Genomic DNA, 14,224 nt, shown 5'->3' on the forward strand with positions numbered 1-14,224 from the left:
TACCCAGAGAAAGGATAGCTGGCTATTTTTTTGCCGGTGGTGCCTGAAGTGGATGATACGGGTAACATGTGAGGGTTGAGAATCACCTGACGGGGGAAAATGTTAAATATGAGACTTAAGTCATACTCTTTCCCCGGTTTTTGCCGGTCATTTAGCGGGAGATGTTGCGCGGTAACACAGAAAGGGCCAGGGAGGACCGGCGGCAGGGTGCCGCCGGAGGAAGGGCTTAGTAGTAGGAGTGCTCGCCGCGCTGATGCTCGGTCAGATCGCGAACCCCTTTCAGCTCCGGAAACTCGTTCAGCAGCTGCTTTTCAATGCCTTCTTTCAGGGTCACGTCAACCATCGAACAGCCGTTGCATCCGCCGCCGAACTGCAGAATAGCCAGACCGTCGTCGGTGATCTCCATCAGCGACACGCGGCCGCCGTGGCCCGCCAGCTGCGGGTTAATCTGCGACTGCAGCAGGTACTCGACGCGCTCCATCAGCGGGGCATCGTCAGAGACTTTGCGCATCTTGGCGTTCGGCGCTTTCAGCGTCAGCTGCGAGCCAAGCTGGTCGGTGACGAAATCAATTTCAGCGTCTTCCAGATAGGGCGCGCTGAGCTCATCGACATAGGCGGTCAGCTGTTCAAATTTCAGCGCCGTGTCGGTGTCTTCCACCGCATCCGGTGGGCAGTAAGATACGCCGCACTCAGCGTTTGGGGTGCCGGGATTAATCACAAATACGCGAATTTGCGTCCCTTCTTCCTGATTTGCCAGCAGTTTGGCAAAGTGCGCTTGTGCAGCATCGGAAATACGGATCATAGCGTTGGCCTAATAGTTGACTATTTTACTGGGTTATAATACGCCCATCAGCGGGGGTCTACAAGGTACGGCACAAACACCATACCTGAACCGTCGCGGCGCCGTTTCGCAAAAGCAGGCGGGATATCTCGGCGACGGTGCTGCCGGTCGTGACGACATCATCCACGATAGCGATATGGAGTCCCTCCACGGCAAATTCAAGCTGAAAGGCATTTTTCAGGTTCTGCCTGCGCTGGCGGGCATTGAGCGAATGTTGGACGGCGCCGGCTCGCTGGCGAGTCAGGCCTTCCCGATGCCAGACGCAACCTCGCCAGCGGGCTAACGGTCGGCACAGTTCGTCACACTGATTATAACCCCGGCGCCAGCGGCGGCGATGCCACAGCGGTACGCCGACCATACCGTCCACCGGCGGCAAATCGTCACACTGCAGAAGACGCAGCAGCAGCAGGCGCGCGAGGGCGGGCCCCAGCTCCGGACGATGGTGAAACTTCAACTGCTGGACCAGACCGCTCAGCGGTGGGCGATAGTCGTTGACCGCCACCAGCCGATGCCAGGGAGGCGGCTTTTGCAGGCAGCGGCCGCAGGGGTGATGGGATGTCGCCGCCGGCAGGCCACACTGCGGGCAGAGCGGGGGGCAGGCGAGCAGGGCGCGGCTGCAACGAGAGCAGAACCCCCAGTGGGCGAGCGCCAGCGGCATTTGGCATAGCCAGCATAAGCTGTGTGCTGTTAGCATATTTGGCCTTCTGTCCAGTAAAAAGAGAACGGTAACGGATGAACGACATCTGGTGGCAAACAATCGGCGAAGGTGATTGTCATCTTGTGCTGCTGCACGGCTGGGGGCTGAACGCTCAGGTATGGGATTGCATCACGCCGCAGCTGGCTTCGCATTTTACCCTCCACCTGGTGGACCTGCCGGGCTATGGCCGCAGCGGCGGATATGGGGCGATGTCGCTGGAGGCGATGGCGCAGCGGGTGCTGGAGCAGGCTCCTCCTCAGGCGGTATGGCTGGGCTGGAGTCTGGGTGGGCTGGTCGCCAGCCAGGTGGCGATGATGCACCCGGAACGCGTGCAGGCGCTGGTGACGGTGGCCTCTTCCCCCTGTTTCGCGGCTTGTGACGACTGGCCCGGCATCAAGCCCGAGGTGCTGGCCGGGTTTCAGCAGCAGCTGAGCGACGATTTCCAGCGCACCGTCGAGCGATTCCTCGCTCTGCAAACCATGGGCACAGAGAGCGCGCGTCAGGATGCGCGGGCGTTAAAGCAGGCCGTGCTCTCGCTGCCGATGCCTTCCGCCGAGGCGCTGAACGGCGGACTGGAGATCCTCAGAACCGTCGATCTGCGCCAGGCGCTGGTTGGGTTGCCGATACCGCTTCTGCGGCTGTATGGCCGGCTGGACGGACTGGTGCCGCGCAAGATTGTCCCGCTGCTGGATGAGCTGTGGCCGGAAAGCGAGTCAATCCTCTTCGATAAGGCGGCGCATGCGCCGTTTGTTTCCCATCCCGCGGCCTTCTGCGAGCCGCTGCTGGCGTTGAAAACGCGGCTGGGGTAATTTTTTTTGCCGCGCCATGGTAAAAGGGCCATTCCTAGCAATACTTAGGTTGTTACGGTGGTTGATTATTTCATTCCGCCACCGTGACCTACAATAACAACCTTATGGAGAGTAGAGGCTATGAAACTTGTTACAGGAATGGTTGCATCTCTGGTGATTGGCACCCTGTCTTTTGGCGCATTTGCCGCGAAAGAGATCCAAAAAGAAGACGTGGCGAAGATGAATTTGACCAAGGTCGGCAGCATCACGACCTCCAGGACGACGTCACCGATGGACGCCCGACGCGATCTGTCTAAAAAAGCCGATGAGCTGGGTGGGAAATACTTTGTGGTGATTGCCGGGCAGAAAAACGAAAAAACCGTACACGCTAACGCTGACGTTTATAAATAATCCAGTCATAAAAAACGGGCCTGTTGGCCCGTTTTTCACTGCTTTCTTACTCGTTTTACCCGTTGCACGACCAGGCCTGACTCCTTTCATCGCAGCGCCCACCACTCCTGCTGGCACGCCGCTTTCCCTTCAGGACAGCTTTTACAGCTGCCTGAGAGACAGCCCTCGCTCGTTTCGCTGATCCGTACCACCTTACCCATGGCTTCCATCCGTTCCAGCATCGCGTCAATCAGCGGCTGAGGCGTCCGCAGGCGGGCGCTGAGCTGTTTCGCCTCCATACGACCCTGCAGGGCCAACATATCGCGGACTTCCATTAACGACGCCACAGACCCTCCTTAGTGGCAATCGCCAGCCGGGCTGGAACAGCAGGAGGCCGGCGTTTTTCGGGTGGCCAGCAGCGAGACGTCCACCCGGCTGCGCGCCCGGCGCAGCAGGCCGAAGAGCACCACGTTGAACAACACCACTGCCAGGATACACACCAGGCTGTAGCGCGGATGGTCGCTAAAGCTCACGGTCTGGTAATAGAGCGTCGAGAGCGAATAGGCGATATTCAGCCCCCACAGGATGGAGAAGGTCATCCAGCCGCGGCTCGATTCGCGGGCGATGGCGCCCATCACCGAGATGCAGGGAATATAGAGCAGAACGAAGATCAGGTAGCTGTATGCCGCCGCCGCGCTGCCAAATTTACTGCCCATCACGCCCATGGCGCCGGTGGCCATCTCGCCATCGCCTTTGCTGGCTTCGATGGGGTTGGCCAGGACGCTGAGGCTGAAGGTGTCTTTCAGTCCCTGCCATGTCTCGTCGACAGCAGCCAGCAGTTCTTCGCCGAGGCTGAAGGTCTGCGGATTGAATTCCTCATTCTGGATATCTTCGGCGGTATAGAGGGTGTTCAGCGTACCGACCACCACCTCCTTCGCCATCGCGCCGGTAAACAGGCCGACGGTGGCCTGCCAGTTATCTTCATGCACGCCGATTGGTTTAAACACCGGCGTAATGACCCGGCTCACCGAGGCCAGCGCGGAGTCGTTGATGTTGTCGACGACCTTACCGCTCAGCGAGAAGCTGTTCAGCGCGCTGAGGAAGATGCTGACAATGACGATCACCTTCCCGGCGCGCAGCACAAAGCCTTTCAGGCGCTGCCAGGTCTGGATAATCAGGCTCTTGATGTGCGGGACGTGGTACACCGGCAGCTCCATCACGAATGGCGAGGCTTCGCCACGCATAATGGTGTGCTTCAGCATCAGGCCGGTGAGAATGGCCATCACAATGCCCAGTACGTAGAGCGAGAAGACCGCCAGCGCACCGTTCTGACCAAAGAACGCGGCTGCGAAGACGGCGAAGATCGCCAGCCGCGCGCCGCAGGACATAAACGGCGCCATCATAATGGTCATCAGACGCTCGCGCGGCGCGTCAAGGGTACGGGCGCCCATCACCGACGGCACGTTGCAGCCGAAACCGACAATCAACGGGACAAAGGATTTCCCCGGCAGGCCGAGGGCTTGCATCAGGCGGTCCATGACAAAGGCGGCGCGCGCCATGTAGCCGGAGTCCTCAAGGAAGGAGAGGAACAGATACATCATGCCGATCTGCGGCACCAGCGGCAGCACGGTGTTGATACCGCCGCCGATCCCCTGGGCGAGGAACACGGTCAGCCAGTCCGGGAAGTGCAGGGTGTAGCCCAGCCATTGAATACCGTGAATAAAGACCGCGACCGAACCGGCATCAAAAATCGGCTGCAGCGCGCCGCCGATGTTTATCGCCAGCAGGAACATCAGGTACATGACAAAGAGAAAAATCGGCAACCCGAGGAAGCGGTTGAGGATCACTTTGTCCATCGCCGCGGTGAAGCGGCTCGGCTCGGCGGTCAGGGTGTTGCTGACGGCGTCGCAAATGGCGGCGATGGTCTGATAGCGTGCGTCTGCGATATGCAACGCCGGGTCGTCGATCACGTCGCTGAGATTCGCCAGAGCAATATCCAGTTTATCGGCGGCGTCGCCGGCATAGGCCCGGCTGTAGATATCGCCCTCCAGCATCTGCAGACCCAGCCAGCGCCGCTGCCGGGTCGGGATCTGCGCTGACATTTGCTGCGCCAGCAGGTCAGCTTCGCGCAGCAGCGGCTGCGGATAGTGAACCAGCTCAATATCGCTGTTCGCCTGATGACGGTCGAGGGCAATCTTCAGCGCTTCGATTCCGCGTCCGCGGGTTGAGACCAGCGGAATGACCGGGCAGCCGAGACGGGCGGCGAGGGCGTCGATATCGATACGCACCTGCTGCTTTTCGGCGATATCCAGCATGTTCAGCGCGACGACGCAGGGGATCCCCAGCTCGAGCAGCTGCAGCGTCAGATAAAGGTTTCGCTCAAGGTTGGAGGCATCAACCACGTTAATCAGCATGTCGGCGTCGCCGCTCAGGATGTAGTGGCAGGCAATCTGCTCGTCCAGCGAGGTCTGCGAAGAGATGGTGGTCAGGGAGTAGGTCCCCGGGAGGTCGACCAGCGTGACCTGATGGTCAGTGGTGGCGAAAACGCCCTCTTTACGCTCAACGGTGACCCCGGCCCAGTTGCCTACGCGCTGGCGGGCACCGGTCAGCTGATTAAATAAGGTGGTCTTGCCAGAATTAGGATTACCAATTAAACCAACGGTTAATTTTTTCATATTTCAGACTCTTGTGCCGGGCCAGCCGTTATTGTGCAACCGCTTCCAGTTCGATTAAGGCGAGATCTTTTTTGCGTAATACCAGACTGACGCGTCGGGTTTCAATATGAACAGGATCGCCGAGTGGCGCTACGCGAACCACATGAAATGAGGAACCGGGCAGCATGCCGAGGGAGAGTAATTTCTGACGGTATGCTGGGCTAATATCGCGGGAGAATCCGGTAATTTTCCACGCACTATCAGGTGTGAATTGCATAGGGCCTACTTGTCTATCGCTAACCGAAGAAGAATTTTCCGGACGCCTGGAGGCAGCTGCGCCGGGGACCGTAGCCAACGAAAAAGGAAAAAACGTTCTGAAAGTGATGATAATGAGAATGGTTTTTATCATCAATACATATGATGCGCTTCGCGCTATTTTTATAGCGAAAATCACCTTTTTATTGATATGCCGCAAAATCCAGTCGGTGATCAAATAGCGCAAAATATTATTTCGGCGATCTAATGTTTAATTAAGGTTTCTTAAGTTAACGAAATGAAAATAATAATTTCGCGACCTTTCCTTAACGGAATTAATGCAGATTATCAGAAATGACTGAACCCGTTTTGCGCGTAATGGCGGCCGTATCGCCAGGGGATAAAAAATGAAAACTGCCCCTGAAAAGGGGCAGGGAGAGATTAGCGTTTTTTACCCATCGCCGCAGCGAGGGCATCCATCATTGCGCTGTTACCGGCAGGCTGTGCCTCGCGACCGCGGGGTTTGGCGGCTTTCGCGGCCGGGCGGTTGCCCTGGGGGCGATCCTGACCGCCGCCGCGGCGGGCGTTGCTGTCGCCTGGCTGCTCGTCGAGACGCATGGTCAGAGCGATACGTTTACGCGGCAGATCGACTTCCATGACTTTGACCTTCACGATGTCGCCCGCTTTCACCACGGTGTGCGGATCTTCAACAAACCGGTCAGAAAGCGACGAAATGTGTACCAGTCCATCCTGATGGACGCCGATATCGACAAACGCGCCGAAATTGGTGACGTTGGTGACGGCGCCTTCCAGGATCATCCCCGGCAGCAGATCGTTCATGGTCTCTACGCCGTCGGCGAACTTCGCCGTCTTAAACTCCGGACGCGGATCGCGGCCCGGTTTTTCCAGCTCTTTGATAATGTCGGTGACGGTCGGAACGCCGAACTTCTCATCGGTGAAATCCACGGCCTTCAGATGACGCAGTTCGCTGCTGTTGCCCATCAGATCTTTCAGCGCCTGTTGGGTGGCGGCCAGAATGCGCTCGACCACCGGATAGGCTTCCGGGTGCACGGTGGAGGCATCCAGCGGGTTATCGCCATGGTTGATACGCAGGAAGCCGGCGCACTGTTCAAAGGCTTTCGGCCCCAGACGGCTGACCTTCAGCAACTGCTGGCGATTCTGGAACTGGCCGTTCTCGTCGCGCCAGGCAACGATGTTCTGCGCCATCATGCGGGTCAGGCCGGCGACGCGGGTCAGCAGCGGAACGGAGGCGGTGTTCAGGTCAACGCCGACGGCGTTCACGCAGTCTTCCACCACTGCGTCCAGCTTACGCGCCAGTTGGGTCTGGCTGACATCGTGCTGATACTGGCCGACGCCAATCGATTTCGGGTCGATTTTCACCAGCTCGGCCAGGGGATCCTGCAGACGGCGGGCGATGGAGACCGCGCCGCGCAGCGACACGTCGAGGTCCGGGAACTCCTGGGCCGCCAGCTCGGAGGCGGAGTAAACGGAAGCCCCGGCTTCGCTGACGATCACCTTCTGGGCGGTGACTTTCGGGAACTGCTTCTGCACGTCGAGGAAGAAACGCTCGGTTTCACGCGAGGCGGTACCATTGCCGATGGCCACCAGCTCAACATTGTACTTTTCACACAGCGCGGCGACGACGACGGCCGCTTTGGCGGCCTGGCCGGTATGGGGATAGATGGTATCGGTGGCGACCAGTTTACCGGTGGCGTCGACGACGGCCACTTTCACCCCGGTGCGCAGGCCCGGATCGAGTCCCATGGTGGCGCGCAGCCCGGCGGGCGCGGCCATCAGGAGGTCGTGCAGGTTACGGGCGAAGACGTTGATGGCTTCGTCCTCCGCGCGCTCGCGCACGGTGCCCATCAGCTCGGTTTCGAGGTGCATCAGCACTTTGATACGCCAGGTCCAGCTGACGACACCTTTACGCCAGCTGTCCGCCGGGGCGTTATTCAGGCGCAGGCCAAGGTGGTCGATAATAATTTGCTCGCCGTGGCTCTCTTTCGGCGGCTCGTCAAACTGCGGATCGGCGTTTAAAGAGAGCTGCAGCACGCCTTCGTTGCGACCGCGGAACATCGCCAGCGCGCGATGCGACGGCACGGTGGCGATCGGTTCATGGTGATCGAAGTAGTCGCGGAATTTGGCGCCTTCCTCTTCTTTGCCGCTGACGACGGTGGAGACCAGGTGGGCGTTTTTCCACAGATAGTCACGGACCTTCGCCAGCAGCGCGGCGTCTTCGGCAAACCGCTCCATCAGAATATAGCGCGCGCCGTCCAGGGCCGCTTTGCTGTCGGCGATGCCGTTGTCAGCGTTAATATATTTTGCGGCTTCCGCTTCCGGATCGTGGGCCGGTTCGTTCCACAGCAGGTCAGCCAGCGGCTCCAGCCCGGCTTCGATGGCGATCTGCCCGCGGGTACGGCGCTTCGGCTTGTACGGCAGGTAGAGGTCTTCCAGTTCGGTTTTGCTCAGCGTGGAGGTGATGGCTTTTTCCAGCGCGTCGGTCAATTTACCCTGTTCAGCGATGGATTTGAGGATCGCCTGACGACGGTCTTCCAGTTCGCGCAGATAGCCAAGGCGGGTTTCCAGATTACGCAGCTGCGTGTCATCCAGACCGCCGGTGACTTCTTTACGATAACGTGCAATAAACGGCACGGTGTTCCCTTCATCAAGCAGGCGAACGGCAGCTTCTACCTGTTCGGCTCTGGCCTGAAGTTCACCCGCAATAATGCGGCAGAGCGAATCATTCATCATGGCTTTTAATTCATCTTTAGGGTCAAAAATCAGGGACTAGTTATACGGACTGACGGCTGAAAATGCCAGTCGCGCCCGGTGTCTCTCGGAAAGTTCTTGTCTATTTTACGTATTCGATCTCGTTGACATACCAGCTGGCTTCGCCCGCCGGCGTGTTAACGATAGCCAGATCGCCGACCTCTTTTTTCAATAAGGCGCGCGCCATCGGTGAGTCGATGGAGATGTAGTCTTTGCGGCCAAAAATCTCATCGTAGCCGACGATGCGAAAGCGTTTGGTATCGCCCTCGTCGTTTTCGATCTCTACCCAGGCGCCAAAGAAGACTTTGCCTTCCTGCTGCGGGGAATAATCGACGATCTTTAACTGTTCCAGACATTTGGTCAGATAGCGGACCCGGCGATCGATCTCCCGCAGGCGCTTTTTGTTGTACTGGTAGTCCGCGTTCTCGCTGCGGTCGCCAAGGCTGGCGGCCCAGGTGACCTTTTTGGTCACTTCCGGGCGCTCCTGGCGCCACAGGTAGTCCATTTCCTGCTTCAGTTTTTCATATCCCTCGCGGGTGATCAGCGGCGTTTTCATCGTGAGTTCAACCTTCTGACAGTCTGTCGTTGCGCACAATTTGTAGCGCGTAATAATACCGACAGGATAAATACTGTGTCTTATGATTAAATGTATACTTAACCTGCTGTTAAATATGCTTTGTAACAATTTAGCCTGGAATATATACCAGATTTAGCTGGTGAGCGCGCCGGGCTTTTTTGAGAATACGCACTGACTATTGCAGTGAACCTTTGGGAGTACAAACAATGCAAGAGAATTATAAGATTCTGGTTGTGGATGACGACATGCGCCTGCGTGCGCTGCTCGAACGTTATCTGACCGAGCAGGGCTTCCAGGTTCGTAGCGTGGCGAACGCCGAACAGATGGATCGTCTGTTAACCCGTGAATCCTTCCACCTGATGGTGCTGGATCTGATGCTGCCTGGGGAAGATGGTCTCTCGATTTGCCGTCGTCTGCGCAGTCAGAGCAACCCGATGCCGATCATTATGGTGACGGCGAAAGGTGAAGAGGTTGACCGGATCGTTGGCCTGGAAATCGGGGCTGACGACTACATTCCGAAGCCGTTTAACCCGCGTGAACTGCTGGCCCGTATTCGGGCGGTGCTGCGTCGTCAGGCGAATGAACTGCCGGGCGCGCCATCGCAGGAAGAGGCGGTTATCGCCTTTGGTAAATTCAAACTGAACCTGGGCACCCGCGAGATGTTCCGTGAAGACGAGCCGATGCCGTTGACCAGCGGCGAATTTGCGGTCCTGAAGGCGCTGGTGAGTCATCCTCGCGAACCGCTGTCGCGCGATAAGCTGATGAACCTCGCCCGCGGGCGCGAATATTCTGCGATGGAGCGCTCCATCGACGTTCAGATCTCCCGCCTGCGCCGCATGGTGGAAGAGGACCCGGCGCATCCGCGCTATATCCAGACCGTCTGGGGTCTGGGCTACGTCTTCGTCCCGGACGGCTCTAAGGCATGAAACGCGTGCGCTTTTCGCCGCGCAGCTCCTTTGCTCGCACGCTGCTCCTGATCGTCACCTTGCTGTTCGTCAGCCTGGTGACGACCTATCTGGTGGTACTGAATTTCGCGATCCTGCCGAGTCTCCAGCAGTTTAATAAAGTATTGGCCTACGAAGTCCGTATGCTGATGACCGACAAACTGCAACTGGAGGATGGCACCCAGCTGGTGGTGCCCCCGGCGTTTCGTCGTGAAATTTATCGTGAGCTGGGGATTTCGCTCTATTCCAATGAAGCGGCGGAAGACGCAGGGCTGCGCTGGGCGCAGCATTATGAATTCTTAAGCCAGCAGATGGCGCATCAGCTCGGCGGCCCCACTGAGGTGCGGGTGGAGGTCAATAAAAGCTCCCCCGTGGTGTGGCTGAAGACCTGGCTGTCGCCCAATATCTGGGTGCGGGTACCGCTGACCGAGATCCATCAGGGCGACTTCTCGCCGCTGTTCCGCTATACCCTGGCGATCATGCTGTTGGCGATAGGCGGCGCCTGGCTGTTTATCCGTATTCAGAACCGTCCGCTGGTAGATCTCGAACACGCGGCGCTGCAGGTCGGGCGCGGTATTATCCCGCCGCCGCTGCGAGAGTATGGCGCCTCTGAGGTGCGCTCTGTGACCCGCGCCTTTAACCATATGGCCGCGGGCGTGAAGCAGCTGGCTGACGACCGTACGTTGCTGATGGCCGGGGTCAGCCACGATTTACGTACTCCGCTGACGCGCATTCGTCTGGCCACCGAGATGATGGGCGAGCAGGACGGGTATCTCGCGGAGTCGATTAACAAAGATATCGAAGAGTGCAACGCCATCATCGAGCAGTTTATCGATTATCTGCGCACCGGGCAGGAGATGCCGATGGAGCTGGCGGACCTCAATGCGGTGCTGGGGGAAGTGATCGCCGCAGAGAGCGGCTATGAACGTGAGATCGCCACTGCCCTGCAGGCTGGTGAAATCCCGGTACGCATGCATCCCCTGTCTATCAAGCGTGCGCTGGCGAATATGGTGGTGAATGCGGCCCGCTACGGCAATGGCTGGATCAAGGTCAGCAGCGGCAGCGAAGCGAGTCGGGCCTGGTTCCAGGTGGAAGATGACGGGCCGGGGATCAAACCTGAGCAGCGCGAACATCTGTTCCAGCCGTTTGTACGCGGCGATAGTGCCCGCAGTACCAGCGGCACCGGGCTGGGGCTGGCGATTGTTCAGCGTATTATCGACAATCACAACGGCCGGCTGGAGATTGGCTCCAGCGAACGCGGCGGATTACTGATCCGCGCCTGGCTGCCGGTGCACCGGATGCTGGCGCCGATGAAACCCGCCAAAGAGAGCTGAGTGCGGCCGAGGTTGGCCAATCAGGACGTTGCACAACAAAAAGCCGGGCAAGCCCGGCTTTTTCACCTCTGCGCCCGTTAGCGCTGCGGCCCTGCCGCCACCAGCGCGGCGCCCGCTGGCGTATCGGTATACTTCTCAAAGTTCTCGATAAACAGCTTCGCCAGCTGATCGGCTTTTTCCTGCCACTGCTCCGGGGAACCATAGGTGCTGCGCGGATCGAGGATCTGGGTATCCACACCCGGGAGCGCCGTTGGGATCTGCAGGTTAAACATCGGCAGGGTAAAGGTCTCCGCGTTGTCCAGCGAGCCATTGAGGATGGCGTCGATGATGGCGCGGGTATCTTTAATCGAGATACGCTTGCCGGTGCCGTTCCAGCCGGTATTGACCAGATAAGCCTGAGCGCCAGCCGCCTGCATACGTTTAACCAGCACTTCGGCGTACTGTGTCGGATGCAGCGAAAGGAACGCGGCGCCAAAGCAGGCGGAGAAGGTTGGCGTGGGTTCAGTCACGCCGCGTTCGGTGCCGGCCAGTTTGGCGGTGAACCCGGACAGGAAATGGTACTGCGTCTGATCGGCGGTCAGGCGGGAGACCGGCGGCAGGACGCCGAACGCATCGGCCGTCAGGAAGATCACTTTGGTGGCGTGACCCGCTTTGGAAACCGGTTTAACAATGTTGTCGATATGGTCGATGGGGTAGGAGACGCGGGTGTTTTCAGTCTTCGAACCGTCATCGAAATCGATCGTGCCATCGGCGCGCACCACCACGTTTTCCAGCAGAGCATTGCGGCGAATGGCGTGATAGATATCCGGCTCGGCCGCTTCAGAGAGCTTGATGGTCTTGGCGTAGCAGCCCCCTTCGAAGTTAAACACGCCGTCGTCATCCCAGCCATGTTCATCATCGCCAATCAGGCGGCGTTTTGGATCGGTGGAGAGGGTGGTTTTGCCGGTGCCTGAGAGGCCGAAGAAAATAGCGACATCGCCTTTTTCGCCGACGTTGGCTGAGCAGTGCATGGAGGCGATGCCCTTCAGCGGCAGCAGGTAGTTCATGATCGAGAACATCCCTTTCTTCATTTCGCCACCATACCAGGTGCCGCCGATCAGCTGGATGCGTTCGGTGAGGTTGAAGGCGATGAAGTTTTCTGAGTTCAGACCTTGCTCTTTCCACTGCGGATTGGTGCACTTCGCGCCGTTCATCACGATGAAGTCGGGCTCGAAGTCCGCCAGCTCTTCATCGCTCGGGCGGATGAACATGTTTTTAACGAAGTGCGCCTGCCAGGCCACTTCGGTAATAAAGCGCACGCTGAGACGGGTATCGGCGTTGGCGCCGCAGAAGGCGTCGACGATAAACAGCCGTTTACCGGACAACTGCTGGGTCACCAGCCCTTTCAGATGCTGCCAGGTTTCCTGTGAAAGCGGCTTGTTGTCGTTTTTACCTTTGCCTTTATCGGACCACCAGACGGTATCGCGGGTGGTGTCGTCGCGAACGAGATACTTATCTTTCGGAGAACGGCCGGTAAAAATGCCCGTGTCGACGGCGATAGCACCCAGACTGGTTAATACGCCACGTTCGTAACCTTCCAGGCTGGGGTCGAGCTCTTCCTGAAACAACATATCGTAGCTGGGGTTGTGGACGATATCCTGAACGTCATTGATACCATAAGCCTTGAGATCCTGCGGGGTTAAACCATGATTAACGCGCATGTCACTGCTCCTTAGCCAAGATGTACTGCTGTAAATTGTAGGGTTTCTTACCGGGTATTGACCGCGACCAGGCTCATAGATTTACGTATCTCGACATTCCTCAGAATGACGAAAAAAACGGTGACTCCTGTCACGAAGTGAAGTGGATTATCTCAGGAAATGGGCGGATGTTGGGGGTAGATGTTTATTAATGGTTAAAAAGTAATTAAAAAAACTACTGAATTGTGAATGTAATCGCTTTCCTGGAATAAAATTACGTAACTCTTTCAGGGAAAATCGATTCAACTCGTGAATAAATAAAAGTCAGGCACAAGGCGACGAACAACATCGCCACCCTGTACCTGTGGAAGACGCGGGGATTAATGGACCTGTGGGTCGGCCGGAGAGGCGTTATTACGGATCTCGGCAATATCCATGGCATTGAAGATATAGTGGTTACCGCAGTAGTCGCAGTGCATATCAATCTCGCCTTCATCGGCGAGGATGCTATCTATCTCTTCATCCGGCAGGGTCTTCAGCGCGCCAGCGCAGCGTTCACGAGAACACGTACATTTGAACTCGACGCTCTGCGGCTCGTAGACCGTGACCTCTTCCTCATGGTACAGGCGCCACAGCACATCGTTCGCCGGCAGGGTGAACAGCTCTTCCGCCTTGATGGTCTCGGTGAGCGTCGCCAGGTGCTCGAAGTCGGTCGTCTGGGTATCCTGCGCCGGCATCACCTGCAGCAGCATCCCACCGGCCATCGGCTGACCTTCATGTTCCCCGGTGCGAATGATGAGGCGCGTCGGCAGCTGCTCTGAACGCTGGAAGTAATCTTCCAGGCAGGCGGCCAGCGTATCGCCTTCCAGACCGACCACACCCTGATAACGTTCACCCTCTTTCGGGGAGATGGTAATGACCAGATAGCCGTTGCCGACCATCGTTTTCAGATCCGCATCGTCCGCAATATCGCCCTGCACGCGCGCGACGCCACGCAACTGCTGCTGGTTATTGCCGTTGATCACCGCCAGCTGTAAAGGGCCATCGCCCTGCAGCTGAACGGTAATATCACCAGCAAACTTCAGCGTCGCGGTCAGCAGGCTGGTGGCGACCAGCAGCTCCGCCAGCACCGTTTTCACCGGCTGTGGATAGGTGTGATTGGCCAGAATCTGTTCCAGGGTTTCCGACACCGTCACCAGCTCGCCGCGTACGGCATAGTTTTCAAACAGATAACGATGTAATTGATCGTGTTGAGTCATAATCATCTCTCTTTCT

Annotated in this window: 13 protein-coding genes; 4 read left to right on the top strand and 9 right to left on the bottom strand. The window is 57.8% G+C overall.

From position 1 onward, the window contains the following. Positions 1-226 precede the first annotated feature (226 nt). Both nfuA and gntX read right to left on the bottom strand, forming a co-directional pair. A complete protein-coding gene (gene nfuA / locus CW267_RS01955) occupies positions 227-802 on the bottom strand; it encodes a Fe-S biogenesis protein NfuA (RefSeq protein ID WP_002920540.1) in 576 nt (191 codons plus the stop codon). Between the two features lie 58 nt (positions 803-860). Next, entirely contained in the window at positions 861-1,535 is a 675-nt protein-coding gene (gene gntX / locus CW267_RS01960) for a DNA utilization protein GntX (RefSeq protein WP_100781140.1), read from the bottom strand. A gap of 38 nt (positions 1,536-1,573) precedes the next feature. On the opposite strand from gntX, the gene bioH reads away from it, so the two are divergent. Together bioH and CW267_RS01970 are read left to right on the top strand one after the other, a co-directional pair. Further along, positions 1,574-2,347 carry a pimeloyl-ACP methyl ester esterase BioH gene (gene bioH, locus CW267_RS01965; protein WP_049162505.1) on the top strand — a complete coding sequence of 258 codons (774 nt, stop codon included), beginning with the start codon at positions 1,574-1,576 and terminating at the stop codon, positions 2,345-2,347. Positions 2,348-2,467: 120 nt separating this feature from the next. Further along, the gene (locus CW267_RS01970; RefSeq protein ID WP_002920510.1) at positions 2,468-2,737 is read left to right on the top strand and encodes a YdgH/BhsA/McbA-like domain containing protein; all 270 of its coding nucleotides are present in this window, start codon (positions 2,468-2,470) and stop codon (positions 2,735-2,737) included. A gap of 86 nt (positions 2,738-2,823) precedes the next feature. On the opposite strand, the gene feoC is transcribed toward CW267_RS01970, so the two are convergent. The 5 genes from feoC to greB form a co-directional block, all read right to left on the bottom strand. Further along, a complete protein-coding gene (gene feoC / locus CW267_RS01975) occupies positions 2,824-3,063 on the bottom strand; it encodes a [Fe-S]-dependent transcriptional repressor FeoC (RefSeq protein WP_004202151.1) in 240 nt (79 codons plus the stop codon). 9 nt (positions 3,064-3,072) lie between these two features. After that, entirely contained in the window at positions 3,073-5,391 is a 2,319-nt protein-coding gene (feoB, locus tag CW267_RS01980; protein ID WP_039102598.1) for a Fe(2+) transporter permease subunit FeoB, read from the bottom strand. A 28-nt stretch (positions 5,392-5,419) separates the two neighbouring features. Next, a complete protein-coding gene (gene feoA / locus CW267_RS01985) occupies positions 5,420-5,647 on the bottom strand; it encodes a ferrous iron transporter A (protein WP_002920506.1) in 228 nt (75 codons plus the stop codon). Between the two features lie 419 nt (positions 5,648-6,066). Beyond that, positions 6,067-8,397, bottom strand: a complete 2,331-nt coding sequence (locus CW267_RS01990) for a Tex family protein (RefSeq protein ID WP_012967135.1) — start codon at positions 8,395-8,397, stop codon at positions 6,067-6,069. Positions 8,398-8,497: 100 nt separating this feature from the next. Continuing rightward, a complete protein-coding gene (greB, locus tag CW267_RS01995) occupies positions 8,498-8,971 on the bottom strand; it encodes a transcription elongation factor GreB (protein WP_008807004.1) in 474 nt (157 codons plus the stop codon). Between the two features lie 227 nt (positions 8,972-9,198). Between greB and ompR the strand changes: the two genes are divergently transcribed. Both ompR and envZ read left to right on the top strand, forming a co-directional pair. Further along, a complete protein-coding gene (ompR, locus tag CW267_RS02000; RefSeq protein WP_001157751.1) occupies positions 9,199-9,918 on the top strand; it encodes a two-component system response regulator OmpR in 720 nt (239 codons plus the stop codon). After that, the gene (gene envZ / locus CW267_RS02005) at positions 9,915-11,270 is read left to right on the top strand and encodes a two-component system sensor histidine kinase EnvZ (protein ID WP_012540408.1); all 1,356 of its coding nucleotides are present in this window, start codon (positions 9,915-9,917) and stop codon (positions 11,268-11,270) included. The genes ompR and envZ overlap by 4 nt, the downstream gene beginning before the upstream one ends. A 77-nt stretch (positions 11,271-11,347) precedes the next feature. On the opposite strand, the gene pckA is transcribed toward envZ, so the two are convergent. Together pckA and hslO are read right to left on the bottom strand one after the other, a co-directional pair. Then, entirely contained in the window at positions 11,348-12,970 is a 1,623-nt protein-coding gene (gene pckA / locus CW267_RS02010) for a phosphoenolpyruvate carboxykinase (ATP) (RefSeq protein WP_016161903.1), read from the bottom strand. Between the two features lie 359 nt (positions 12,971-13,329). Beyond that, positions 13,330-14,214, bottom strand: coding sequence for an Hsp33 family molecular chaperone HslO (gene hslO / locus CW267_RS02015; protein WP_008807007.1), 885 nt, complete (start codon positions 14,212-14,214; stop codon positions 13,330-13,332). Positions 14,215-14,224 lie beyond the last annotated feature (10 nt).

The organism is Klebsiella sp. X1-16S-Nf21, assembly GCF_002837615.1.
Classification (GTDB): Bacteria; Pseudomonadota; Gammaproteobacteria; order Enterobacterales; family Enterobacteriaceae; genus Klebsiella; species Klebsiella variicola.

Excerpts from the sequence above, each read along its gene's own strand:
- nfuA (WP_002920540.1), bottom strand. The coding sequence starts at position 802 with ATGATCCGTATTTCCGATGCTGCACAAGCGCACTTTGCCAAACTGCTG.
- gntX (WP_100781140.1), bottom strand. The coding sequence starts at position 1,535 with ATGCTAACAGCACACAGCTTATGCTGGCTATGCCAAATGCCGCTGGCG.
- bioH (WP_049162505.1), top strand. The coding sequence starts at position 1,574 with ATGAACGACATCTGGTGGCAAACAATCGGCGAAGGTGATTGTCATCTT.
- CW267_RS01970 (WP_002920510.1), top strand. The coding sequence starts at position 2,468 with ATGAAACTTGTTACAGGAATGGTTGCATCTCTGGTGATTGGCACCCTG.
- feoB (WP_039102598.1), bottom strand. The coding sequence starts at position 5,391 with ATGAAAAAATTAACCGTTGGTTTAATTGGTAATCCTAATTCTGGCAAG.
- feoA (WP_002920506.1), bottom strand. The coding sequence starts at position 5,647 with ATGCAATTCACACCTGATAGTGCGTGGAAAATTACCGGATTCTCCCGC.
- CW267_RS01990 (WP_012967135.1), bottom strand. The coding sequence starts at position 8,397 with ATGATGAATGATTCGCTCTGCCGCATTATTGCGGGTGAACTTCAGGCC.
- greB (WP_008807004.1), bottom strand. The coding sequence starts at position 8,971 with ATGAAAACGCCGCTGATCACCCGCGAGGGATATGAAAAACTGAAGCAG.
- ompR (WP_001157751.1), top strand. The coding sequence starts at position 9,199 with ATGCAAGAGAATTATAAGATTCTGGTTGTGGATGACGACATGCGCCTG.
- envZ (WP_012540408.1), top strand. The coding sequence starts at position 9,915 with ATGAAACGCGTGCGCTTTTCGCCGCGCAGCTCCTTTGCTCGCACGCTG.
- pckA (WP_016161903.1), bottom strand. The coding sequence starts at position 12,970 with ATGCGCGTTAATCATGGTTTAACCCCGCAGGATCTCAAGGCTTATGGT.
- hslO (WP_008807007.1), bottom strand. The coding sequence starts at position 14,214 with ATGATTATGACTCAACACGATCAATTACATCGTTATCTGTTTGAAAAC.